The 24,553-nt window shown below is 47.2% G+C and carries 13 protein-coding genes; 1 reads left to right on the forward strand and 12 read right to left on the reverse strand.

All coding sequences use genetic code 11. The features are described 5' to 3' along the window. The 12 genes from bamA to J6600_RS09340 all read right to left on the reverse strand — a co-directional run bounded on the left by bamA (window position 1) and on the right by J6600_RS09340 (window position 23,864). The gene (gene bamA / locus J6600_RS09285) at window positions 1–11,949 is read right to left on the reverse strand and encodes a bacillomycin D hybrid PKS/NRPS BamA (protein ID WP_209388299.1); all 11,949 of its coding nucleotides are present in this window, start codon (window positions 11,947–11,949) and stop codon (window positions 1–3) included. Between the two features lie 19 nt (window positions 11,950–11,968). Continuing rightward, complete coding sequence (bamD, locus tag J6600_RS09290) at window positions 11,969–13,171, reverse strand: bacillomycin D biosynthesis malonyl-CoA transacylase BamD (protein ID WP_094295892.1); 1,203 nt, start codon at window positions 13,169–13,171, stop codon at window positions 11,969–11,971. A 559-nt stretch (window positions 13,172–13,730) separates the two neighbouring features. Further along, a complete protein-coding gene (locus tag J6600_RS09295; RefSeq protein WP_014418050.1) occupies window positions 13,731–14,516 on the reverse strand; it encodes a 3-hydroxybutyrate dehydrogenase in 786 nt (261 codons plus the stop codon). 12 nt (window positions 14,517–14,528) lie between these two features. Continuing rightward, window positions 14,529–15,191: a CoA transferase subunit B gene (locus J6600_RS09300; RefSeq protein ID WP_007410136.1), complete on the reverse strand. Its 663-nt coding sequence runs from the start codon at window positions 15,189–15,191 to the stop codon at window positions 14,529–14,531. 17 nt (window positions 15,192–15,208) lie between these two features. Continuing rightward, window positions 15,209–15,910 (reverse strand): CoA transferase subunit A, encoded by a 702-nt coding sequence (locus J6600_RS09305; protein WP_007410135.1) that lies wholly within the window; start codon window positions 15,908–15,910, stop codon window positions 15,209–15,211. 24 nt (window positions 15,911–15,934) lie between these two features. Continuing rightward, window positions 15,935–17,380, reverse strand: a complete 1,446-nt coding sequence (locus J6600_RS09310; protein WP_209388300.1) for a GntP family permease — start codon at window positions 17,378–17,380, stop codon at window positions 15,935–15,937. Window positions 17,381–17,682: 302 nt separating this feature from the next. After that, window positions 17,683–18,879 (reverse strand): cytochrome P450, encoded by a 1,197-nt coding sequence (locus J6600_RS09315; protein WP_209388301.1) that lies wholly within the window; start codon window positions 18,877–18,879, stop codon window positions 17,683–17,685. A gap of 1 nt (window position 18,880) precedes the next feature. Next, on the reverse strand, window positions 18,881–19,900 hold the full coding sequence (gene bioB, locus J6600_RS09320; RefSeq protein ID WP_007410132.1) for a biotin synthase BioB: 1,020 nt from the start codon (window positions 19,898–19,900) through the stop codon (window positions 18,881–18,883). A 2-nt stretch (window positions 19,901–19,902) separates the two neighbouring features. Continuing rightward, window positions 19,903–20,604 carry a dethiobiotin synthase gene (gene bioD, locus J6600_RS09325; protein WP_209388302.1) on the reverse strand — a complete coding sequence of 234 codons (702 nt, stop codon included), beginning with the start codon at window positions 20,602–20,604 and terminating at the stop codon, window positions 19,903–19,905. After that, window positions 20,601–21,761, reverse strand: a complete 1,161-nt coding sequence (gene bioF, locus J6600_RS09330; protein WP_209388303.1) for an 8-amino-7-oxononanoate synthase — start codon at window positions 21,759–21,761, stop codon at window positions 20,601–20,603. The genes bioD and bioF overlap by 4 nt, the downstream gene beginning before the upstream one ends. Beyond that, window positions 21,751–23,097: an adenosylmethionine--8-amino-7-oxononanoate transaminase gene (gene bioA / locus J6600_RS09335; RefSeq protein ID WP_209388339.1), complete on the reverse strand. Its 1,347-nt coding sequence runs from the start codon at window positions 23,095–23,097 to the stop codon at window positions 21,751–21,753. Before bioA ends, bioF begins: the two co-directional genes overlap by 11 nt. After that, entirely contained in the window at window positions 23,097–23,864 is a 768-nt protein-coding gene (locus J6600_RS09340; protein WP_209388304.1) for a 6-carboxyhexanoate--CoA ligase, read from the reverse strand. The genes bioA and J6600_RS09340 overlap by 1 nt, the downstream gene beginning before the upstream one ends. Window positions 23,865–24,141: 277 nt before the next feature. On the opposite strand from J6600_RS09340, the gene J6600_RS09345 reads away from it, so the two are divergent. Beyond that, window positions 24,142–24,549 (forward strand): GtrA family protein, encoded by a 408-nt coding sequence (locus J6600_RS09345; RefSeq protein WP_017417912.1) that lies wholly within the window; start codon window positions 24,142–24,144, stop codon window positions 24,547–24,549. Window positions 24,550–24,553: the final 4 nt, after the last annotated feature.

Genomic DNA, 24,553 nt, shown 5'->3' on the forward strand with positions numbered 1-24,553 from the left:
CTAAAAGTTCAATTGAATAGAATCAAGCGCGTTCTCTTCTTCCTCATTGCTGCCGCTCAATCCGATATGTTCGATTAGAATGCTTGGCTGTTCCAAAATCGCCGATAGGATGTGTAAGTAGTCGTTTGATAAAACCTCGATTCTGCTTTTCTTAAACAGTTTTTTCGAATATTCAAACAGTCCTTGATAGTTGTCGCGGTCTGCCTGAATCGACAAGGTCAAATCGAATTTGGCAACCGGATGATGAAATGGATACGGCTTGAGTTGAAGGGAATCGAAAGTCAATTCAGCATGATCAAGATTTTGCAGCACAAACATCGTATCGAATAAAGGATTACGGCTTGAGTCTTTTGGAAGATGCAGATGCTGAATTAATTCTTCCAACGGATAGTCTTGATTTTTATAGGCGTTCAGCATGTTTTCTTTTACTTCATTTAAGTAGGCATCAAATGTTTTACGGCCCGCCGGGTGATTGCGAATGACTAACGTATTGACGAACATTCCCACGACCGGCTCTACATCTAAATGAGTCCGCCCGGCAGATGGCGTTCCTACGATAATATCTTCTTGTCCGCTGTATTTGGATAAAAGAATCGTATAGGCTGCCAATAAAATCATATACAGTGTTGCTCCTGTGTCTTCTTCCATTTGGCTTAAACGCTGTTTCAAGTGTTCGGGTATAAGAAATTCAAATGATTCGCCTTCGTAATCGCGTATGGCAGGCCGCTCATAATCCGCAGGCATATCCAGTACAGGAATATCACCGTGAAACTGATCCAGCCAATACGCTTCCTGGCTCTTGATGTTCCGTTTCTGAATGTCCGATTGCTGCCAAACTGCAAAGTCTTTATATTGAATAGAGAGCGGGTCCGGTTCGTTCCCCTCGTAGATTCGGCTTAAATCTTTCATCAGAATATTGACGGACACGCCGTCAGAAATGATATGATGCATATCAACCACAAGCACGTGCCGCGCAGGTTCAATTTCAATCAGTCCGGCCCGCATCAGCGGCGGTTTGGCTAAGTCAAACGCTTTGATGAAATCAAGCACACGGTCTTCCGCTTCTTCTTCGCTTGCTTGAATTCGTTCTATCGTAAAGTCGACGTTCTGATGAATACGCTGTGCCGGCTCGCCTTCATATAAATCAAAGCTGGTCCGCAACGCTTCATGACGCGCGATTAATTTTCGGAAAGCGGCGTTTAACCGTTCGGGATCGATCGTCCCTTCCACATTCATGGCACCCGTCATATTGTAAGTCAGCTCGCCGCCTTCTGTGTGACTTAACAAATACATCCGCCTCTGAGCTGAAGAAACCGGATAATATGGCATTTCCTTTGCAGCAGGAATCGGTACATATCGATTTTTGTCCATGTGTAACGCCTTGTCAGCCAATTGTTCAATGGTAGGAAACTTGAATATGTCTTTGAGAGACAGATTCACATCCAGCTCTTTGTGAATTCTGGCGGCTAAGGCAGCAGCTCGGATGGAGTTGCCTCCGAGATCAAAGAAATTATGTTTGATCCCCGCATGGCTTATTCCGAGCACTTCCTTCCATAAATCTGTCAGTTTGGACTCCGTCTCATTACCCGGCGGAACATATTCAGCTGTCTGCTGCAGACTCGCTTCTGGTGCAGGCAGTGCCTTACGGTTTATTTTCCCGTTGGATGTTAACGGCATATGCTCCAGATGGACAAAATAGGACGGAACCATGTAGTCCGGAAGCTGCGATGACAATTGTTCCCTAAGCTGCGCAGCCGCTATAGGCTTGTCGCTTACGTAATACGCGCATAATTGTTTTAAGCCGTCTTCTTCTTCTTTCACTGTAACCGCGGCTTTTTGCACCGCTTCCGCGTTATGCATTGCTGCTTCAATTTCACCAAGCTCGATTCGGTGTCCCCTGATTTTGACTTGTTCATCAACGCGCCCAATATATACGAGATTTCCGTCCTTCAATCGCTTAGCCAAATCCCCTGATTTGTACATCTTCGCTCCCGGTACATACGGGTTTTCAACAAATTTCTCTGCCGTTAAATCCGGGCGGTTCCAATACCCTCTGGCAACACCCGGTCCGCTGATATATATTTCGCCGATTACCCCGATCGGAACCAGGTTTCTGCTTGCATCGGCCACATAAATATCCGTGTTGGCAGCCGGAGTGCCGATCGGTACAAATTCCCGCTTGTCCCGTTCTGCGTCGAAGTGATAAATCATACATCCGACGACAGCTTCCGTCGGTCCGTATTCATTGAAAATGTCCAGCCGGCCTTTAAACTGCTCGCTGACACTTTTGGCCAGACGGGTGCTTAAATTTTCTCCGCCGACAATCATTTTCCGTATTGCAGTGCCGCCAGCGATGTTCATCTCCTTGATGACGTGCAGATGTGCCGGGGTCAATTTGATCATGTCTATTCTTGTGTCCCTTATAATCTCAGAAAGCACGGCGCTTTTGTCTTCGCCGTCAAAAACAATGATGGTATTTCCCGTAACCAGCGGTGTAAATATCGAGGTCACAGTCAGGTCGAAAGAGATGGAAGAGTATAATGGGAAGTTGGTTTTCTCACCTCTTACATAAACCTCTTTCGCCCACCAAATATAATCAGCCAGCCCCTGATGCTCAATGAGTACACCTTTTGGATTTCCCGTGGAACCTGACGTATAGATCATGTAGGCCAAATCATGCGCATCGCTGTCCGGTTCAAGATTCGAGTGATCCTCATGGTATGAGTTTTCCTCATCCAAAAGCACAATGTCGCCATCATACGGTAATTGATCCAGCAGGCTGCGCTGTGTCAACACAACCTCCGCCCTTGAATCTCTCAGCATATATTGAATCCGATCTTCCGGATATTCAGGATCAATGGGCACGTATGCGCCGCCGGCTTTCAGAACAGCCAAAATTCCGACAATCAGCTCGATCCGATGCGGGCAGATGATGGCAACGAATTGATCCGCTTGTACGCCTTTTGTCCGTAACGTCCGCGCCAATCGGTTCGCCCGTTCATTGAGCTGTCTGTACGTATACCGCTCATTGCCAAAAATAACGGCTTCATGATCGGGACTCTGTTCCGCTTGCATTTCAAACCACCGATATACCGTTTCCTTATGCGGATACGGCGTCTTTGTGCCATTACACTCCGTCAGCAGTTGATGCCGTTCGGTTTCAGACAGCATAGGAACGGAAGACAATGTCATCTCCGGCTGCTCAACAAGACTGTTTAAAATGGCGGTATAGTGTCTGGTGATCTGTTCAATGGTGTCTTTTGTGAATCGTCCCGGTTTATAATCAAAATGCATCTCTATCTGTTGACCGGCATCTTCGATCGTAAGCATCAAATCATATAAAGAGACCCCTGGATTTCGTTCTTTCACTTTAAATGTACATTCATCGTGCCGGATTTCATGAAATTCAATGTTTTGAAACACAAACATCGTGTTAAACAGAGACTTTCCGGTTGTTTCCCGCTGCACATTTAATTTCTCCACAAGCCGGTCGAATGGATAGTCTTGGTTTTCGAAAGCGTCAAGCGTCTGCCGCTTTACTTCTTCCAGATAATCCGTAAACGTTCTATTGGCGTGCGGCTTCGTCCGGATTCCGATGGTTTGTATGAAAATACCGATGATCTTTTCGATATCCGGATGATTTCTTCCTGAAGCAGGCGTGCCTACGACAATGTCTTCTTGTCCCGTATATTTATGAAGCAGCACATTATAGGCGGCCAGAAGAACCGTATAGAGAGTCGTTTCCGCCTTTTGCGCCAAATTTTGAAGTGAACGGATGACATCCGGCTGTAAGGAGCATGTCACACGCTGTCCCTCAGAAGACCGTTCTGCCGCTTTGGAACCGTCTGTCGGAAGGTCAAGGATGGGAATTTCGTCTTGAAATTGTTCCAGCCAATATGTCTCCTGCCGCTTCATGGCATCGTCATTCAGCCGTTGGTTTTGCCATTCTGCGAAATCTTTATATTCAAATTCAATGTCCGGTAATGGTTTCTGATGATATAAAGCCAGCAATTCATTTGTAAGGATGTTGACGGAATAACCGTCCGAAATGATATGATGCATATCGATGAGCAGTTCGGCCTGCTCGTTTTCAATCTTGATCAGCTCCGCACGAACTAACGGAGCTTGGTCCAGGCGGAACGGTTTTACAAACCGGTCTGAATAGGCATCAAATTCGTCCCGGCTCATTGTCCGGACATGAACGTTAAAATCAACTTCGTTTTTAAGTTTCTGAACGATATCGCCATCTATAATGTCGAAATACGTGCGAAACGCTTCGTGCCGCTGCATCACTTGTTGAAGAGATGAGATCAGGGCTTGCTCATCGTACTTCCCTGTTATTGAGATGTGGCCGAACATATTTTGCGCCAGCTGATCCGGTTCCAGTTGGTGCAGGAAATATACTCTTTGCTGCGCCGGCGATGTCGGGTAATACGCTTTTTTCTCGGCAGCCTTCATCGGGAGGTGCACGACTTTCGTTTCGTTCTGAATGAAACGTGCTAATTCCTTAACAGTCTGGTGATTGAAAAATTGTCCGATTGAAACCTTTTGATGAAATGTCTTCTGAACTTTGGAAAGCATAAGCGTCGCCTGGAGTGAGTTTCCTCCCAGAGCCAGGAAGCGATCTGATCTGCCAACCCGTTCAAGGCCGAAAAGTTCCTCCCAAATCCGCGCCAGCTGCCGCTCCGTTTCATTTACCGGCGCCTCATAGACTTCAGTAAAATTTGCCGTATTGCTTCCTATTGAAGAGACCCGCTTCTGGTGTTCGGCGTAAAGTGCTTGTAAATCATGCTGTTCTTCATCGGAAAACATCATCATGGCGTCAAGAGGGATTGAATCTCCCTCAACCATTTTTTGCAGCAATTTTGTAAAACCCGCTCCCCACTTTTTCATGATTTCCGGACTGATGACGTTCGTATTAAAGTCGAAATCAAGAACATATTCTTGATGCGCGTCTGTTATGTTAAGAAATAAATCGTACAGGGTGCATTTTACCGGGTATGCAACGGGCTCCGCTTCCGCCTTTCCGAAATGCAGCTTTCGAAAAGGCCTGTCTAAATTAAAGATAATACGCATATCCGGCACTTGATCGTGCGGAAGCTCTCTGGCCACCAGTGTCATTGGGACGGCTTGGTGCTGCATTGCAAGGTTCACGCTTTCTTTCATACTGCCAAGATAACCGGATAAAGTGCCTTCTGAAGAAGACGTGTTCTTCACCGGAATCATATTGACGCAATTTCCAATCAGATCATGCTGTTTCATATGCGATTGACCTGCTGCGGGGACCCCGATCACAAGGCCTGACTGTTTGGTAAGCCGGTGCAGAAAAAGATGAAATGCACCCAGCATCGTCACAAATACGCTATTTTTCATCTGAATGCTTAATGACCTTAAAGCCTCGCTCAATGGCCGTCCAAGCCTGACGGTACACCGGTCTCCCTCATACCCGTTCGGATAACGGACAGAAGCTGTGCTTGGCAGAATTGGCTGCTGTATCGGTTCAGAGAAATGACGCCGCCAATAACGGACCCCTTCTTCATAATGGCCGCTGTCAATCTGTGCCTGCTGCCAGTCTAAGTATTGGCGAAACGAAACATCTGCCTCTTTCGGCGAAATCGGTTTTCCTTGTACTATTGCCGCGTAGTTGCTCTCCAGTTCTTGAACAAAAACGGCGATTGACCATCCATCGGCAATGATATGATGGAACGTGAGCACAATCAGATGTTCATTGTGAGCCGATGTAAGCACATGAATTCTAAACAAAGGCTTTTGTTCATGGAAATGAAACGGCCGCTTGGCATCTTCTGTCAGCCATTTTTGGATTTCCGTCTCCCGATGTTCCTGCGGGAGACCGGTAAAATCAATGACAGGTATATCTATATTCATCCGTTCCTGCACTTGCTGTTCCTCGTCATCGGGATGAATCACCGTACGTAAAGCTTCATGACGGTCAACGATATGCCGGACGGCTTGTTTTAATGGTGTATACTGCAGTTCGCCCTTCACTTTCAGCATAATGGACTGGTTTAAAGCGGCGGAAGCTTCATTCCCGTAATGGGATGCCATAACCAACTGCTTTTGTTCAGGTGAAAGCTCGCGCGTCCCGGACTTTTTACGGCCTCCGCCATCAGGGGAATCCGGACCTTCCGGAATAAATCCGCCTCGGCGAAGATCCTCCACCGTGTCTTTCACCGCTTGAATAATATTTTCGATATCATCCGCGGTATGCGCCGCAGACAAGAAGCAGTTGCGTCCCTCCCATACATAGACCCCTTTATAGTTGAGATGGTAAAAGAACAAGTCATTATCAAGCGATGAGACAAACCGGAATAAAGAACCGAATCGAACCATGCGGATAGGCACTTGTGCTTGTTCGAAGCAGTGATTCAGCTCATCGACCAGGTAGGCTGTTTGTTGATTAAGCTGCTCATACAGATGTTCTCCCTCGGTTTGTAAATGGCGAAGGACGGCTAATGACATCCTCATGGTAAGCGGGTGAGTATTGAAGGTGCCGGCCACAAACGTGCGCTTCGCCTCGTCTTGCGGGTAGGAATCGTCCCCATACTGCCAGGTACCCCCGTCGATCGCATTCATGAACTCAGCTTTTCCGGCAACTACCCCTAACGGCTGTCCGCCGCCGATGATTTTTCCGTAGGTCACTAAATCAGCCTGAATGCCGAACCATTCCTGTGCGCCGCCAAGACCGATCCGAAATCCGGTAATAATTTCATCCATAATCAGAGCTGTTCCGGATTGCTGCGTGATCGCCCGCAATTCTTTCAAAAATGCCTGCGGCTGCAAATCCGGTCTGCGGCTTTGTACCGGTTCCACCAGTACGGCTGCCAATTCATCACCAAGACTGCGGATCACATCCAGCGAATCGGGATTGTTGTAATGTAAAATAATCAAATCATCCATAAAGCTCTGCAGTATACCCGGAGCCAGCGGATTCGCAGACGCAGCCCCGCCTTTTGTGCCGGCAACCCCTAATACGCCGTCAAACGTGCCGTGATAAGATCCCGAGAACGCCACGACTTTCTTTCTTCCTGTCGCCGCCCGCGCCAAACGCAGGGCAACCATGACGGCCTCTGTTCCGGAATTATAGAAAGCGACCCTTTCCACTCCGGTACATGTGCGGATCCGGTCGGCAACTTCACCGGCGACATCTGACATCGGGCCGAGCGGAGGCAATGATGAACGGGTTGAATCATCGATAACCTGTGTAATAAAGGAAGGATGATGCCCGAAAAGGTTAACCCCGAATCCCATGGTGATATCGATATATTCATTTCCGTCAATATCCCACATTTTAGAACCGTCAGAACGTTCGGCGATAATCGGGTATACGATTTCCTTCCAATACGAACGGAAGCTGGACAAATTGCGGTTGTTTGCATGAGCAAATCGGGTATTGTCCGTATATTGTTTGGAACCTTTCGTTTTATCTGCGTATTTCTTGATGAAATCTTCTAAGTATTGTTTTTGCCGTGCGGTATAGTGTCCCTGATCATTCAGGTTCTGAGGCTGGAAAGGAACATAGGGTTTCGCTTCTTGAGCCGCTTTCTGTTCTGCAATGACGGTCGGAGGCCCCTGCTTGACAGAAGGAATTGATTTCTCTTGCGCTTTAGCGTATTCTTTCTCATCGGAATGATGTCCGCTGTTTCTCAACAAATTAAAGCTATTTAATTGAGCTTGCAAGGTATCCTGAATTAATTGATTCTGAGAAGCGATGATTTTTTCGAGCATATGCTCTTGATGACCTTCTCTGCGATCCGATTCAGACTGCGCTTCTGAAATGACCTGTATTTCCTGCGCCGGAACATTCTCTTGAGGCGGAGCGGATGCAAAGGACGATGGAACGGTATCAGCCAAGTAATCTATGACACTTTGAAGGTTGGTCAACGTATCAAAAAAACGATCCATCGGGATGTCTACCCCAAATTCGTCCGCGATGGCTTTTTTGACCTGTGACAGCATGATAGAATCCATTCCGAGCCCGATAAAATGAGCATTCAGATCGAGTTCCTCTCCCCTGATCCCCGAAGCATTGCTGATTACAGTTTTCAGGAAGGATTCAATATGCGCCTTCGATTGATTGATATTCAATGCCGCTTCTCCTCTCTTTTCGCCCTCGTTTAAGCGCAACTGGTCAGCTTCAGCCCAGCATCGGCTCCGTTCAAACGGATACAGGGGCAATGGCGTCTTTTGTACAGTTTCACCGGAATAAAGCGCGCGCCAATCGATAACGGCTCCTTGCACAAATAATTCGGCTGCGCGATTCAGCCATGTGATCCGTTCATCTTGCGTACGTAAACGCTGCTTAATCAGAGCGGCTGCTTGTTGATTCAGCTCTTCTTTATGAGCAGGCAGCATTTCCTTCATATTCTTGTAACCGATGTATACACCGGGAAGGTTTCTGTCTCCCTGAATCAGGCGGGTCAGCTTATCCGATAGTTCTTGTTTACCGGATACAATCATGGCAATGCCATGATCCAAATGAGCCCTGCCCGTACTGGCTGTATAACAAATGGACTTTAATGAAGCTTGGCTGTCATCCGATACAAATTGCCGGTACTGCTGTGCGAGTTCATAGAGTGATTTTTCAGTATGAGCGGATAAAACAAATAGGTGCGGCCCATGTTCATCCTCGGGCGCATACTCACTTTGAGAAATATATTCTTCCAGTACCACATGAGCGTTCGTTCCGCTAAAGCCAAATGAGCTGACTCCGCCTCGCAGCGGCTCATCACCCGATGTGAACTCCGAAACTTCCTGATTCACATAAAATGGTGATGAGTGAAAATGAATGAGCGGATTAGGTTCATTAAAGTGCGCTAACGGCGGATTTTTCTTGTGATTCAGCATGAGGACAGATTTGATCAGTCCGACGATGCCTGCCGCTTCAAACAAATGACCGATGTTCGATTTAACAGAACCAATCGCACAAAATTGTTTTTTTGCCGTATACTTTTCAAACGCTTTACAAAGCCCGTTAAATTCAACCGGATCGCCGAGCTTCGTTCCGGTGCCATGCGCTTCGATGAAAGATAGTGTTTCAGGAGCAATGCCCGCGTCTTTCCAAGCCGTCTCAATGACCTCAGTCTGAGCTGCCGGATTCGGTGCTGTAATCCCGGCGGTTGTTCCGTCTTGATTCATCGCGCTTCCCTTGATTACGCCGTAAATATGGTCTCCGTCGCGAACAGCCTCCTGCAAAGGTTTTAGCAGAACTGCGGCGGCGCCTTCACCTGTGCCCGTTCCGTCTGAATCTTTGCTGAACGTTTTCGTGTACCCGTCCGAAGATTCCATATCAAGTCCGATACAGATCGGCAAGAGCGATGTCCGGATACCGCCGGCAAGAGCCATTTCACAATCGCCGGACATTAAAGATTTACATGCCATATGAACGGCGGCAAGCGATGAGGAGCATGCCGTATCCACTGTGACCGCCGGCCCTTTTAAATTTAAGAAATAAGCGATTCGGCTGGCTAGCACGGAAGGGAGATTGCCCACGATATATTGATGAAGTTCCTCCGGATAATTCGCAGAAAGGAGACGTTCATAATCGTAGCCCACCTTCGAGTACCCTGCATATACCCCGACACGGCTCCCGTTCATGCTGCCGCCGGCATAGCCCGCATCTTCAATCGCATGCCATGCAGACTGCAAAAACAGTCTTTGGTTAGGGTCCATAAACTGAGCCGTTTTAGGAGCTAAACCGAAGAACGAATGATCAAAGCGGTCGATTTCATCTAAATAGCCGCCCTTCACAAACTGATTCTCATTGAACTCGCTTTGGATGGACTTTAAATACTCCGCCGCATCTTTCAGCCGGGATTCGGGGTATTCTCGAATGCTGTGCTCACCTTTTTCAAGCAGATTCCAAAAATCACTTTTCGTTGACGCTCCCGGGACATTGAGCGACATCCCGATAATGGCGATATCTTTCGGTGTCACATGGCTTGGTTTCGCTGCCGCGTCCTGCTTGATTTCAGCCCGGCTTTCAGACAGATATACCGCTAAATCAGTGATAGAAGGATACGTAAAGAGATCTGAAACGGAAAGCTCGCGTCCGAATTTCTGTTCTATGCGCTCGGCAATCTGCGATAACTGTAATGAATTTGCTCCCATATCAAAATAACTGTCAGCGAGGTGAACCTTTTTTCCATCGAGCACTTCGGAAAAGATAGACAGCAATTCCGTTTCTATCTCATGAATGGGTGTCTGTCCGGATGTTTCCGTGCTGCTCTCCAAACATTCATTGATGGCGGCGGACTCTGTTGAAAAATTCCCTGCCTCATACTGTCTGGCAAGTTCGTAGCGTTTAACCTTTCCGCTGGTTGTTTTAGGGAGTTTTCGGATCGGAAGGACTTCTTTTATGCTCCAGCCGCCCCGCTTGTACAAATGTTTTTTTATCTCTTTGACAAGCGGTGCAAATTTTTCAGGTGATTTTTTGTAAACAACAAAGAGCACGATTTCTCCGCTTTGTGTCTTTTGATCATATACACCGCAGGCGGCAACCCTTCCTAAGTCAACCTCTGCCATTTCAATCGCGACCCGTTCAATATCGTGCGGGTAGATATTTTTTCCGTTCACGAAAATAATGTCCTTTTCTCTTCCGGTTACGACTAAGTTACCACTTTCACTAATGAATCCGAGGTCTCCTGTTTTTACCCAGCCGTCAGAAGTCAGCGCTTTTTCCGTACTCTCGGGGTTGTTGTAATACCCTTGCGTCACATTGTCTCCTTTGATCTGGATATGGCCGATGATTCCGTCTTCTACTCTTTCATTTGTTTCATCGGAGATCCGAAGCTGACAATAGTCAATAGGTTGTCCCACCTCGACGAATGAAGCGCAATTTTGGTCCTCTTTGCTGACTTTTACAGCTCTTTCACCAAGATTTAAATAGTCACGATGCAAATAAACGGGAACGAATTCTTTACCTATTTTAGAGAACGCTGCGCCAACCGAAGCTTCCGCTAAACCGTAAACATTCAAAATGGCGGATCTTTTCAGATTGAATGCTGCGCATCTTTTTAAAAATTCGTCACACAGCTCCGGCAATATCGGTTCTGCACCGTTTGCGATGACCTTGATGTGGGATAAATCCCAGTCTGGTTCGTTTTTCAGAAATTTAAGGAAGTAGTTGTACCCGAAATTAGGAGATGATAGAATACTGGCTTTATGTTCATGAGCTTTTTTCATCCAAAGAATAGGTCTGCGAATAAATAACTCTGTAGGCATTAGATTTTGATTGATTCCGGTTATGAAGGGAACAAGGTGGCAGGCGATGAGCCCCATATCATGCGTTAAAGGCATCCATGATAAGAAAGAGTCTTTCGAATGAACGTGTAGGGCATTCCCAATGGCGCACGTGTTATGTATTAAGTTGTGATGCGTTAACATGACTCCTTTTGGATCTCCTGTCGATCCGGAAGAAAATTGGATAAAGGCGAGTTCATCCGCATCAGGTTCATAAAACGAAGCGGGGTAATCGTAGGTTTGATCTTGAATGACGTCAGATTTTTCGTTTAATTGATGATGGAAATCCTGTAAATCGTGTTCTGCAGCGTATTTCTTTATTTTGTCCAATACTTTTTCAGAGGCAATCAGAAACGGATGATTTAATATATTCCAAATGCGCCAGACCTTCAGCTTATGGTCATCATCTTCTCCGATACTGACCGGCACCGGGATCATTCCTCCTAATATACAAGCCCAAAAAGCAACGACAAATGATTTGTTTTCTTGGATTTGAAATACAATTTCCTGCTTCGGCTTAATGCCGAGATGCTGTAAATAGCCAAGATACCCTTGCGCCTCTTCAAACAATTGGCGATAAGAGACAACCGTCTCGTTTTTATCGGATTCGATAAAACGGATCCCGCGATCAGAGATATTGCTTCTTTCCCGAATGACATCTACTAAGGTTTGGAATTGACTGGTATACATAGGTCCCCTCCTGGGCGCTTTATTTTAAAATCCGCAATTCTTCCCAAGCCGGAAGCTGTTTAGCTTCACAAATTAATTTGCATAAATGGATCGAATGTTCGAGTTCTTGTTCTGAAAGCACGTCTTCATGCCTTTTCATTCTCTCTTTCAGCTCTTGGATTTGCGTAAATAATGGCGTCGTCATATTGGAATAAGCCGCTGAATCCTTGTTGTAATTTCGCGCAATGACGGATTGAATCATCAATTTATTCAGTTGTTTTTTGCGTAAATGGACAATATGTTTCTTTCTTTCCGCTGAATTGGAAAGCGGGGGAACATCGGATGTCTGTCCTAAGGGATAAGGTACAATGTGATTCGTTGTTTTTCTCAGCAGACCGGCTAGGACATTGTTCGGACCCATTTCGATGACTTCCGTCACTCCGTGTAAAAGCAAATAATGCATCGATTCTGTCCATCTTACCGGCATCATCATGTGCTGCTTGAGGTGTTCGCTGATCGAATTTCCGCTGCTGTAAGGGCGCGCGGTGACATTTGAAATGATCGGCCATGCGGCATCCCGGAAGGAATACCGGTGTAATACAGTCTGGAATTGTTCGGAGGCTGATCGTATCATCGAACTGTGAAAAGGCGCACTGACATTCAAATAAGTGTATGCCGCACCCTTTTCCTCCGCCATCTTGATGACACGTTCCACAGCTTGCCGGTGTCCGGAAATCACATGCTGCTGTTCTGAATTCATGCAGGCTACTCCTGCCGGAAAGTCTTCCGTCGACACTTTCGAACATATTTCCTGCAACGTTTGAAGAGAGAGGTGAGTCACGGCGGCCATCGCCCCCTGCTGCTTGGGATCCGCATTTTGCATAAGAATTCCCCGCTCCCTTACAAGTGTAACGGCATCCTGAAAAGAAAGGGCGCCGGCACAGACAAGCGCTGAATATTCGCCTAAGCTATGGCCTGCCAGGAAGCGGGGCTTCACCCCTATTTCCTGCATATACACTTGAAAAGCAATCACACTGACCGTTAAAATAGCGGGCTGCGCGTTCATTGTCTTTGTCAATTCATTCATATCTCCGTTAAAACACAGTTTTTTTACATCCAAGGAGATCGCATCGCTCGCTTCTTCAAACAATCTCTTTGCGAGCATAAAATCATTCCAAAATTGTTTGCCCATTCCTACAAATTGAGACCCTTGTCCAGGAAATAAAAAGGCAAGATTGTTCATGAGATTCCTCCGATCATATTGAACAGGGAATACAATATCCTACAAAATATCCCTTTATCTAACATCCTAGCATGATTATAACAAATGTGTATAGAATACTTTCGGAGGAGTTATTGTTCGATTTTACAAACGAATTAGATATATTTATTCATAAAATAAAACATGGAGGTTTCACCGAAAATCAGTCTTAAAGAGAGATGATGAAAGCCGGCGTGGAGCCTGTTACCGGCTCTTCTTCACTTAGAACGCGCTCTTTATGTTTCATATGTTTTAGGGCTATCGGCATAATTGTGTCAGAAATTACATATTTTCTGTTTATTGTAAAAAATCATTTGTATATCTGTGAAGGATTGTAAACTGATTGCGCTTGATTATAAATGTGGCGCAAGAGATGGATCTGAATGAGGAAAATCTGCAAGGGCGAAATACGCCGCAGAACATGTGAATGACCCAGCCCGGATACCGATTGACGCAGTAAATCGGCCTATTGAGTGAACAAGGTTTTCAGGCATAAAAAAACAGCCGTTCAGAGCGGCTGTTTTTTTAAAAAGTATAAGAACTATTGAGCGGTATACCCGCCGTCCATGACTACGGCCTGACCTGTGACCCCTTTTGCTTTGTCGCTGGCCAAAAATACGGCGTAATCAGCGATTTCCTTCACTGACAGCAGCCGTTTTTGGGGAACGAGCGGAAAGATCACGTCCTCAAGCACCCGTTCGTACGGTACATTCCTTGTTGCGGAAATGTCCTTTAACTGATTGCGGACAAGCTGAGTGTCCACATATCCCGGACAAAGCGCATTGACGGTAATGCCGTCAGCCGCGCCTTCAAGTGCGCCGACTTTCGTTAAACCGATGACGCCGTGCTTGGCGCTGTTATATGCCGCTTTCCCGTGAAAACCGATCAGTCCGTTGACAGACGCCATATTAATGATTCGACCGAATTGCTGTTTTTTCATAATGGGGAATGCATGCTTCATTGCGATAAATGGCGCAGTCAGCATGAGACGAATGAGCCGTTCAAACTGTTCGGTGGGAAATTCCTCGATGGGCGCGACATGCTGAATGCCCGCATTATTCACAAGGATATCGAGACGTCCGAATTGTTTCTCGACCGTCTGCAGCATGTCGGCCACTTGTTTTTCATTTGTTACATCGCATGTGATGCTGACTGCTTCACAGCCTTCATCTTTCAGTCTTGCCGCCGCTTCTTTCCCCGCTTGTTCGTTTACATCAGAGATGATGACGGCTGCTCCTTCACGGGCGAATTCTTTTGCGATTTCAAGCCCGATTCCTCCGGCTGCTCCTGTTACAACGGCTGTTTTTTCAATAAGCAATGAATGCATGACGGCACCTCCTCATTTTGGTCTGACCCCGTTTTTTAACGACTGGCTGACAGTAAAATGACCTTCTGTTTTCTCAAAGACCTCCTCCATTGTTACACCTTCCTGCAGTTCGGTGAGCGTCATACGGCCATCATGAAAATCGAAAACAGCCAAATCTGTGATCAGCCGATCGACCACCTGCCTGCCGGTTAAAGGAAGCGTACATTCCGTTCTCACTTTAGATTCCCCATATTTATTAACGTGCTCCATGATGACAATAATCCGTTTTGCTCCGTGGACCAAGTCCATGGCGCCGCCCATTCCTTTGATCATTTTTCCGGGGATCATCCAGTTCGCCAAATCTCCCCGTTCGGAAACTTCCATCCCGCCGAGGATCGCTACATCAATGTGGCCGCCGCGAATCATGGCAAAGGATTCGGCACTGTCAAAATACGAGGCTCCCTTTACCTCGGTAATGGTTTCTTTTCCCGCATTGATCAGATCGGGGTCCTCCGTTCCTTCCGCCGGATAAGGCCCGATCCCGAGCAAGCCGTTTTCAGACTGAAGCAGGACGTTATAATCATTCGGTATCTCATTGGCTACAAGCGTCGGCATCCCTATCCCCAAGTTCACATTCATTCCGTCCTTTATTTCCTTTACAGCCCGTTTGATCATTCGTTTTCTGCTATCTCTCATTCTGTCAGCCTCCTTTATCATGCTTGCCGGACGGTGCGGCGTTCAATCCGTTTTTCATGAATCCCGCCGAGCAGCACGTGCTGCACAAAAATACCCGGCGTATGAATTTGATCCGGATCAAGCTCTCCGGCATCGACGATTTCTTCAGCCTCTGCAATCGTCACTTTGCCTGCCATTGCAGCAAGCGGATTGAAATTTCTTGCCGTCTTTCTGAACATCAGGTTGCCCAGAGGATCGGCTTTCCAGGCCTTTACGATGGCGGCGTTCCCTGTAATCCCTTTCTCCAGAAGATAGGTGCGCCCGTCAAATGTCTTATGTTCTTTTCCCTCGGCTACTGATGTTCCGACGCCCGCAGGTGTGTAAAACGCCGGAATGCCCGCCCCTCCCGCGCGAATTCTTTCTGCGAGCGTTCCTTGGGGCACCAATTCGACTTCCAGCTCTCCGCTTAAAAACTGCCGTTCAAAGGTTTTGTTTTCTCCCACATAGGATGCGACCATTTTTTTGATCTGCCGGTTTGCAAGCAAGAGGCCTAACCCCCAATCATCAACACCACAGTTATTACTGACAACGGTCAAGTTTTTTACGCCGCTGTCCCTGATCGCAAGAATTAATTGTTCCGGAATGCCGCACAGGCCGAAGCCTCCTGCGATGAGGGTGTCTCCGTCCTTGATCAGTGCAGCAGCATCTTGATAAGAGTCCATCACTTTTCCTTTTCCCATATTCGTTTCCCCTTTCTGTTTTGGCTACACAAGGCCCGTCAGACTGAAAATGGCGATGATGACAAACACAGCGGCTGTTTTAATGACGGTAATGGCAAAGATATCCCTGTAAGATTGGCGGTGGGTCAACCCGGTGACCGCGAGCAGCGTAATGACGGCGCCATTATGCGGAAGAGTGTCCATCCCGCCGGAGGCCATCGAAATTACCCGGTGCATGACCTCCGGCGGGATGTGGAATGTATTGATTGCTTCTGTATACGCTGCTGACATCGTGCTTAAAGCGATGCCCATTCCTCCTGATGCCGATCCTGTAATCCCGGCAAGCGCAGTGGTCGTCACCGCTCCGTTGACGAGCGGATCAGTAAACGTCTGCGATATGCCGCTGCTGACCATTTTAAAGCCGGGAAGCGCCGCAATGATGCCGCCAAATCCGTATTCGGCTCCTGTATTCATCGACGCCAGCAAGGCACCCCCGATGCCCTCATTCAGTCCTTCTTTCAAATTGAAGAGGACTTTTTTCCAATCGAACAAAATCGTTGTCATGATTCCGATGAACAGTGCGAGTTCGACTGACCAGATCGCAGTGACGGAGGAAAGGTCAATCTTCCCGAACGCTTCTAAACCGAGCGGCGCAAAATCAAATCCGTCAGGGTACCAATGCGGGAGCCACATCGTGAAGCATTTGTTCATGACTCCCACAAGGATAAGCGGAACAAAGGCGAGCACTTGCCGCGCGGGGCTGGGTTCTGCCTCCCGAGGTAAAACAGGCGAATGTTTTTCATTAGCCAGACCTGAGGATTCCTCTGCAGCGGAAACTTCAGATTGAAATCCAGCATAGCCTTCTCCGGCATTGGCCGCTTTTTTGCGCCGGGATTCTAAATAAATCATTCCGGCCGTAAGCACAAATGCTGCACCAATCAGTCCGAGCCAGGGAGCGGCATAAATGTTTGTTTTAAAAAATGCTGTCGGAATGACATTTTGAATTTGCGGTGTGCCGGGAAGCGCATCCATTGTAAATGTAAAGGCGCCCAATGCAATCGTACCGGGTATCAGACGCTTGGGAATATCAGCTTTAATAAATAGGTTTTTAGCAAACGGATAAATGGCAAACACCGCTACGAAGAGACTGACGCCGCTGTACGTTAAAATCGCACCCATTAAGACGATGGCGAGAATGGCTCTTTTTGCTCCCACAAGCTTGACGATTGTTTTTGCAATCGACTCGGCGAGCCCGGATATTTCAACAACCTTGCCAAAAACGGCCCCTAAAAGAAATACGGGAAAATACAGCTTAATAAATCCTACCATCTTCTCCATAAATATATTCGAGAAGAAAGGAAGTACGAAGCTTGGATCTGTCAGGAGCACAGCAAACAGCGCGCAAATCGGAGCGAATAAAATGACTGAAAAGCCCCGGTAAGCCGCAAACATCAGCATGCCTAATGCCAATAAAATAATAACAATGTCCACAAATCCCCCTCTTTTCTGCTCATATTAGTAAGCGCTTACAAAAAATCGAGAAAATAAAGCAAAAAACATGCCGGTTTTGCACTGTTTTTGAGGCTGAAAAAATGTGCATCATGGTGAATGTTCCGTTTTGGCGAAAGAAAAGGAGACCCTTGCTGCATTATATTGATTGACTGAGCAGTGAGTTTTTTAGGGATAGTGAGATGAATCAGAGAGGATTTTTGCTTTATAAATATGTATTCTTTTTTCTTTCATTTATTTCCTGCAAGAGGAACCGATAAAATCCGGCCCTCCTGCATGGTCATTCAGCCAATGACAACCGGAAGCTCTTTGAGCGACCTAAAACCAATGAGCTTGCGGTATTCAAGGCGGTGTGCGGCCAGCCGAAGCTTAGGCATCCGCTCAAACAGTGTGAGAATTGCAATTTGTGCTTCGATGCGCGCTAATGAGGAGCCTATGCAAAAATGGGCGTTCCTTCCGAATGCAAGATGCGGATTCGGCTTTCTTTGGATATCCATTTTGTGAGGTTGATCGAATATGCTTGGATCGCGATTGGCTGCTCCTAAAAGGATATATACCTGCTCTCCTTTTTTTATGGTCTTCCCATTTATTTCACAGTCTTCTGAAGCGGTGCGTGCCGTCAGCTGCGCGGGGCTGTCGTAGCGCAAACATTCCTCAACTGCAGTTTCAATAAGCGAGGGGTTTTCTCTCAGTGCGCTAAGCTGTTCAGGGTGTTTCAATAAAGTAAACACACCGTTGCACATGAGGTTTACCGTCGTCTCGTGTCCGGCTATGACAAGTAAGATACATGTCGCGAGCACTTCCTCTTTTGAAAGCTGTTCCTCCATAATAAACCTGCTGATCAAGTCTTGCTGAGGGTGAGCTTTCCGCTTGTGAATCAAATCTCTGAAGTATGACGTCAGCCTGCCTGCGGTGTCGCTGGCTCTGACTAACGTCTTTCTTGATCGGGTAAGATCAATGGCCTGAATGACGTCTGCCGTCCATTGTCTGAATTGATATCTCTCCTCTTTCGGCACTCCGAGTATCTCCGCAATGATAAGGCTTGCCAATGGAAAGGCAAACTCTGAAACAAGGTCAGCGTTTTTTTTGATTTGGACTTGATCCAACAAGTCATGAACCGTTTCTTTTATACAAGGGCGAAGTGATTCCGCCGTCTTTGCGGTAAATTCTTTACCGATAAGCATCCGCATCCGCTTATGGTCTGATTGATTTTTAAATAACAGCATATCGTGCTGGATATGCGATAGATTTTGATATTTCGTTGAAGCTTCCGGAAGAGGAATGCGGTTTTTAAACCGGGTGTCTTTCAGAATCGCTGCCGCCTCTTTGTACCCGGTGACATACCAGCCCGGATATTTTAATACGGTCCCTTTATAAACAGGATCAATGGATCGCAGTTTTTCATAAAACGGGTAAGGGTCATTCCAAAAATCCGAATCCGCATGAAGAGACGGATGTGCAATCGATAGGCCCGCCGTCATCTTATACCTCCGTATTGCAGGCGGATTGCAGGCCGGCTTTCATTTCTTCAACGGATTCGACTTCAAAACCTAAATCATGGAGCATTTGATGATCCTCTGTTTCTTGCTGCCCTGCTGTCGTTAAGTAATCTCCGACGAAAATCGAATTTGCGGCATAAAGTCCCAGCGGCTGCAGCGAACGAAGGTTGACTTCCCGGCCTCCTGAGATACGGATTTCTTTTGACGGATTGATAAAACGGAACAAGGCGAGCACTTTCAGGCAATACACCGGATGTAATTCGCTTACCCCTTCTAACGGAGTTCCGTCAATCGCATGCAGAAAATTAACCGGGATGCTGTCGGCGTCAAGCGCTTTTAAGCTGTTCGCCATATCAATGACGTCCTGTTTCGTCTCTTTCATGCCGACGATGACACCAGAACAAGGTGACATCCCCGATTGTTTCGCCGTTTCCACTGTGTTGACCCTGTCGTCATACGTGTGGGAGGTCGTAATGTTTGAGTGATTCCTTTGTGATGTATTGATGTTATGATTGTACCGGTCTACTCCTGCTTGTTTCAGCCGCTCTGCCTGTTCGGGCTTCAGCAGACCGAGGCATGCGCAGATTTTCAAACCGTACGTTTCTTTAATTTCTTTGACAGCATCAACAACTTGATCTACTTCTCTGTTCGACGGTCCCCGCCCGCTGGCGACGATACAGTATGTCCCTATATTCAGGTCGTGGGCGCGTTTTGCCCCCTTCAGCAATATATGCTTATCCACCATCCGATAAGACTCGATCGGCGCTTTTGATATTGAAGATTGTGAACAGTACCCGCAATTTTCCGGACACAGGCCTGATTTTGCATTCATAATCATATTCAGCTTTACTTTTTTTCCGTAAAATCGTTTTCTGATATGAAAAGCGGCATGCATCAGCAATAAAAGATCCTCATCAGGACAATTTAAAATGGCCAGCGCTTCTTGATTCGTTACTTCCGCCCCGTCCAGCACTCTCTCTGCAAGATCCATCCATTGATTCATGTTTATCTCCCCATTTGTGTCAGATTCATGAAAGAGGTAACATCTATATGTTTCTCAATCATGTGTTGAATGTTTTCCGGTGAAACGTGATCCAGCTTCGGTGTGATTCCCAAAATCGGAACTTTGCATAATGTTTCAATCATGCTCGGGTTCGTCTTTTCGTCCAGCCCCGGCCTGCTCCTTATGCCGTTGATAATAATGCCGAGAACCTCTATCCCCATGTTTTTCGCATATTCAACGGTTAAATATGTGTGGTTGATGGTTCCGAGATCAGGCCTGGTGACAATCACTGCCGGCAATTCCAAGGCTTTTATCAGATCACTGACTAAGTAATTTTCACCAAGCGGGACGGAAATGCCGCCTGCCCCCTCGACGATGAAACACTCATGACGATTTTTGATCTTACTCCAGTGGGCCATGACTTCATCCATGCTCACGGATTTCCCCTCAAGCATGGCGGCCGTGTACGGCGCAAGCGGCTCTTTCCATTCAAATGGCGTAATTTCTTCATGAGACAGTGCGGTTTGTGACATGTCTTTCAACAGCGAGGTGTCACTTTCCGGATGAGTCCGCGGCACGCCGCTTAAAAACGGCTTAAACACTCCGATATCCGCCTGTTTCTGCCGGAATGCCGCAGCAAGTCCGCAAGAAACGATGGTTTTTCCGACGCCGGTATCTGTTCCTGTAACAAAAAAACTTCTCATTTGTTTATATTCAGCTCTTTTCTAATGGAATCAAATGCTTCTGTCAGCTCGTCTATGTCCTGTAAGCTGCGATCCGCCGTAACGGTCAGCCTGATTCTGCTTTCGCCTTCCGGAACGGCGGGCGGGCGGATGGCCGGGGCGCAGATTCCCTTTTTCTCCAGCAGCGCAGCGGCTGAAACCGCTGTTTTTGCATCACCGATGATGACGGGGATAATCGGTGTATCTCCGCCTCTTACGGTAAAGCCCATATCGGCCAGACGCGTTTTTATCGTTTTGACAGACGTCTGCAGCTCACGGCGCGTATCGTGCATATCTGATATGATGTCAAATGCCGTATGCGAAGCCGCACAAATTGACGGCGGGAGGGCCGTCTGAAAAATAAACGTCCGCGCCTGATTCAGCAAAAAATCAATGAAAATGTTTGATCCCGCGGCAAAACCGCCTTCCGTTCCGACCGCTTTGCTTAATGTGCCGATGACAACATCAGGACAAACACCGAAATAGTCACTGGTTCCCCCGCCGTTTTCCCCGAGTACACCGGTTGCATGCGCGTCATCTGCTATCACAAATGCCTGGTACTGCTTTGCAAGCGCCATTATGCGGTCAAGAGGCGCGATGGTGCCGTCCATGCTGAAGACGCTGTCTGTGACGATAAAGCGGCGGTTCCGAGCCTGGACGGAGGCAAGTTTTTTCTCAAGATCAGCCATATCAATATGGCGGTACACGATGGTTTCCGCTTTTGATAAACGGCAGCCGTCAACAATGCTCGCATGGTTCAGTTGATCGCTTAAAATGACATCGCCTTTTTGAGGCAGTGAGGCAAGCACGCCGATATTTGCCAAGTAACCGCTTGAAAACAATAAAGCCGCTTCCGTCCGTTTAAAGTCCGCGATTGTTTGTTCAAGTTTTTCGTGCCACACAGTATTTCCTGTCGTTAACCGTGAGCCGCCGCTTCCCGCTCCGAACCGGCTCAGCGCCGTTTGCGCGGCTGTGATCAGCCGCTCATCTTTTGACAGGCCTAAATAGTCATTGGACGCCCAGGTCTGCCGCTTTTGCCCCTTGGTTTTGAGAGCGGTTTCCTGTATTCGCAGCGTCCGATACAGCCCGTCTCTTTTCACCGCATCGAGCCTTTTGAGGAGCCATCCGTTAAAATCCACGGCCGGTCACCTCGGCTATCGCTTCTTTCATAATGGAGATCATGGCTTGTAACTGATCGGTTGTGCTGGCAAGCGGCGGCAGAAAGGCGATGACGTCTCCGAGCGGCCGTGTCAGCATACCAAGCTCTCTCATTTTCAAGGACACCTTGTATCCCATCCGCTTTTCAGGCGGATAAGGCTGTTTTGTCCCCTTATCCTGCACAAGCTCTATGCCGCACATGAAACCGAGCTGGCGGACATCGCCGACATGGGGAAGCTGCTTCAGATCATGAAGAAATTTCGCTGCCGTTTTTGATTTTTCGGCGACTTGTTCAACGATGCGCTCTGATTCGAATAAACGCAGATTTTCAATTGCCGCGGCACAGCCAAGCTGATTTCCTGTATAGGAATGGCCGTGGAAAAATGTTTTCATGTTGTCGTAGTCATCGTAGAAGGCTTCATAAATGGCTTCTGTGGCAAACGTCACAGCGATCGGCAAATAGCCTCCCGTAATGCCTTTCCCTGCCGCCATCAAGTCCGGCTGGACATTTTCATGCTCACAGGCAAACATTTTTCCGGTGCGGCCGAACCCCGTCGCCACTTCGTCAACGATCATTAACACATCATATGCCGTACACAGCTTTCGTACGCCTGCCAGAAAGCCTTCAGGCATGACGATCATCCCGGATGCGCCTTGCACCATCGATTCAATCGTAAGTGCGGCAATCTCTTCGTGGTGCTTTGCAAGCAGCTGTTCGAGCGCGTGAAGGCATTCATCCCGGCACTGTACGGGGTCGCCGCTTTCAGATCTGTATACATACGGAATCGGGGCTTTGTAGCTTTCAAACATCAGCGGGCCGTACACATGGTGGAAGAGTTCAATGGAGCCGACGCTGACGGCTCCGATCGTATCGCCGTGATAGCCGTTCTGCATAGAAATAAACGTCTGTTTCTCGGGTCTCCCTATGTTTTTCCAGTATTGAAAGGCCATTTTCAGAGCGATTTCCATTGCTTCCGCTCCGCTGTCGGAATAAAAAACGCGTGTCAGCTTTTCCGGTGTGATGCCTGTCAGCATCTCGGCAAGTTCTGTTGCGGGAACGTTCGTCATACCCAGCAAAGTCGAATGAGCGATTTTTTCAAGCTGTTTTTGAATCGCTTCATCCATTTCTTTTTTGCGGTGGCCGTGTACATTGAGCCATACTGAAGAAAAGCCGTCATAATATTCTTTGCCGCTGATGTCTTTCAGCATGATCCCGTTTCCGCTTTCAATGATTAACGGATCTTCATCGTAATCTTTCATTTGTGTGAAAGGCAGCCAAAGATGCTGTTTGCTTTTTTCAATCATTGATTGTTTCATCATTTCTCCTCCCGCTGAATGAATACAGGCTGCTTCTCCAAAAAATGGATACAGCTCTCTGTATCTATGGAGCCATCTGTAAAGAAAATCCGGCAGCCGCTTTCATCTCCGGCATTTTTCATCTTGGCAATCCGCTGATATCCCAGCTTCTTTGCGGCAACGTAGCCTGTTATGTAATCAGGGTCATCCGACCAGCACAATTCAGCAATAATCCCCGGATATGCGCAAACTTTTGCCGCGATGGCATGTGCTTCTTTTATTCGTGAATTTTCCGGCATGTTGTGAGTAAAAGCCCATTTTTGAAAATCATGTGACGGCCAATCCACTCGGGATACCCGCACACCTCTATTTCCTCTGCCGTCAATGCGTTTTCCTGCCCGGATATCAAACAGGACCGCTCCTCTTGCGTCTGCATATTCCGCAATGTTTTCGTACGCTTTCTCTATCATGTGCGGGGGAATCCCCGCCTTTTGCAGAAGCTTGCGGGCGATCGCTTGTCCTTTTTCCGGCGTGTCTGTTTGATGGATAGCAACCGGCAAAGGGCGGATCGTTTCGATCGGTTCATTAACGCTTTCAAGCTGAATTTGCATAAAATCAGGTATCCCTCTTGAGTGCGAGAAGCCTTTATGTAATAAGCCATCTACCGCTTCCTGTAAACCGCCGTAAGTGATGAGCCGTTCTCCGCCGGAAATGTGTTTTCCGCCCTGCTCATGGGGGGCGTTTCGGGAAGCTCTCATTCTGACGCTGTAATAGGTTTCTTCCCGCATATATTCCCCTCCTTTCTCTTACTTTGAAAATTAATGTTAACCAAAATGATTAAAGGTTAACACTTATACAGAATATTAGTGCCCCTTACGGAATATGTCAACCTAAACTATCAAACTGTTAACTTAATGAGTTTTGCAAAGCCTCATTACGTTTTCATGTTTTGTTCATATTTTAGTAATTGTTTATTCAACACTGTCCGTTAAAGTAATCCATATCAACAAATAGGACAGCGATCCGCATCTTACTTATGAAGGGAGGTCAAAGCCGGATGCCGTTATGCTGAAAGAAAAAGTAAAGACAGCAGGCCGTTTTTGCACTGTAGGCGTCGGCAATACGCTGATTGATTTTGGTGTCTTCTTTCTTCTCGCCGCTTGTCATGTCCCCTATCTTCCGGCGCAGATCTGCTCCTATTCGGCAGGGATCATCAACAGCTATGTATGGAACCGGAAGTGGACGTTTCGTGTAAAACGCAAGGCTGACGGGAAAGAGATCATGCGATTTCTCATGATTAATCTTGCCGCGTCGGGAATCACCTTTTTGCTGCTTTACGCGTTTCAAAAAGGCGGCTGTTCGCTATTGGTGAGTAAGTTAGCCGCCACTATCGGCGGAATGATGATGAATTTTATCGGAAACCGAATCTGGGTATTTGGAGATTCGCTGAAAAACATACAGGATCAGGAGTGAAGAT

It is taken from the genome of Bacillus sp. LJBV19, from assembly GCF_017797845.1.
Taxonomy (GTDB): domain Bacteria; phylum Bacillota; class Bacilli; order Bacillales; family Bacillaceae; genus Bacillus; species Bacillus velezensis.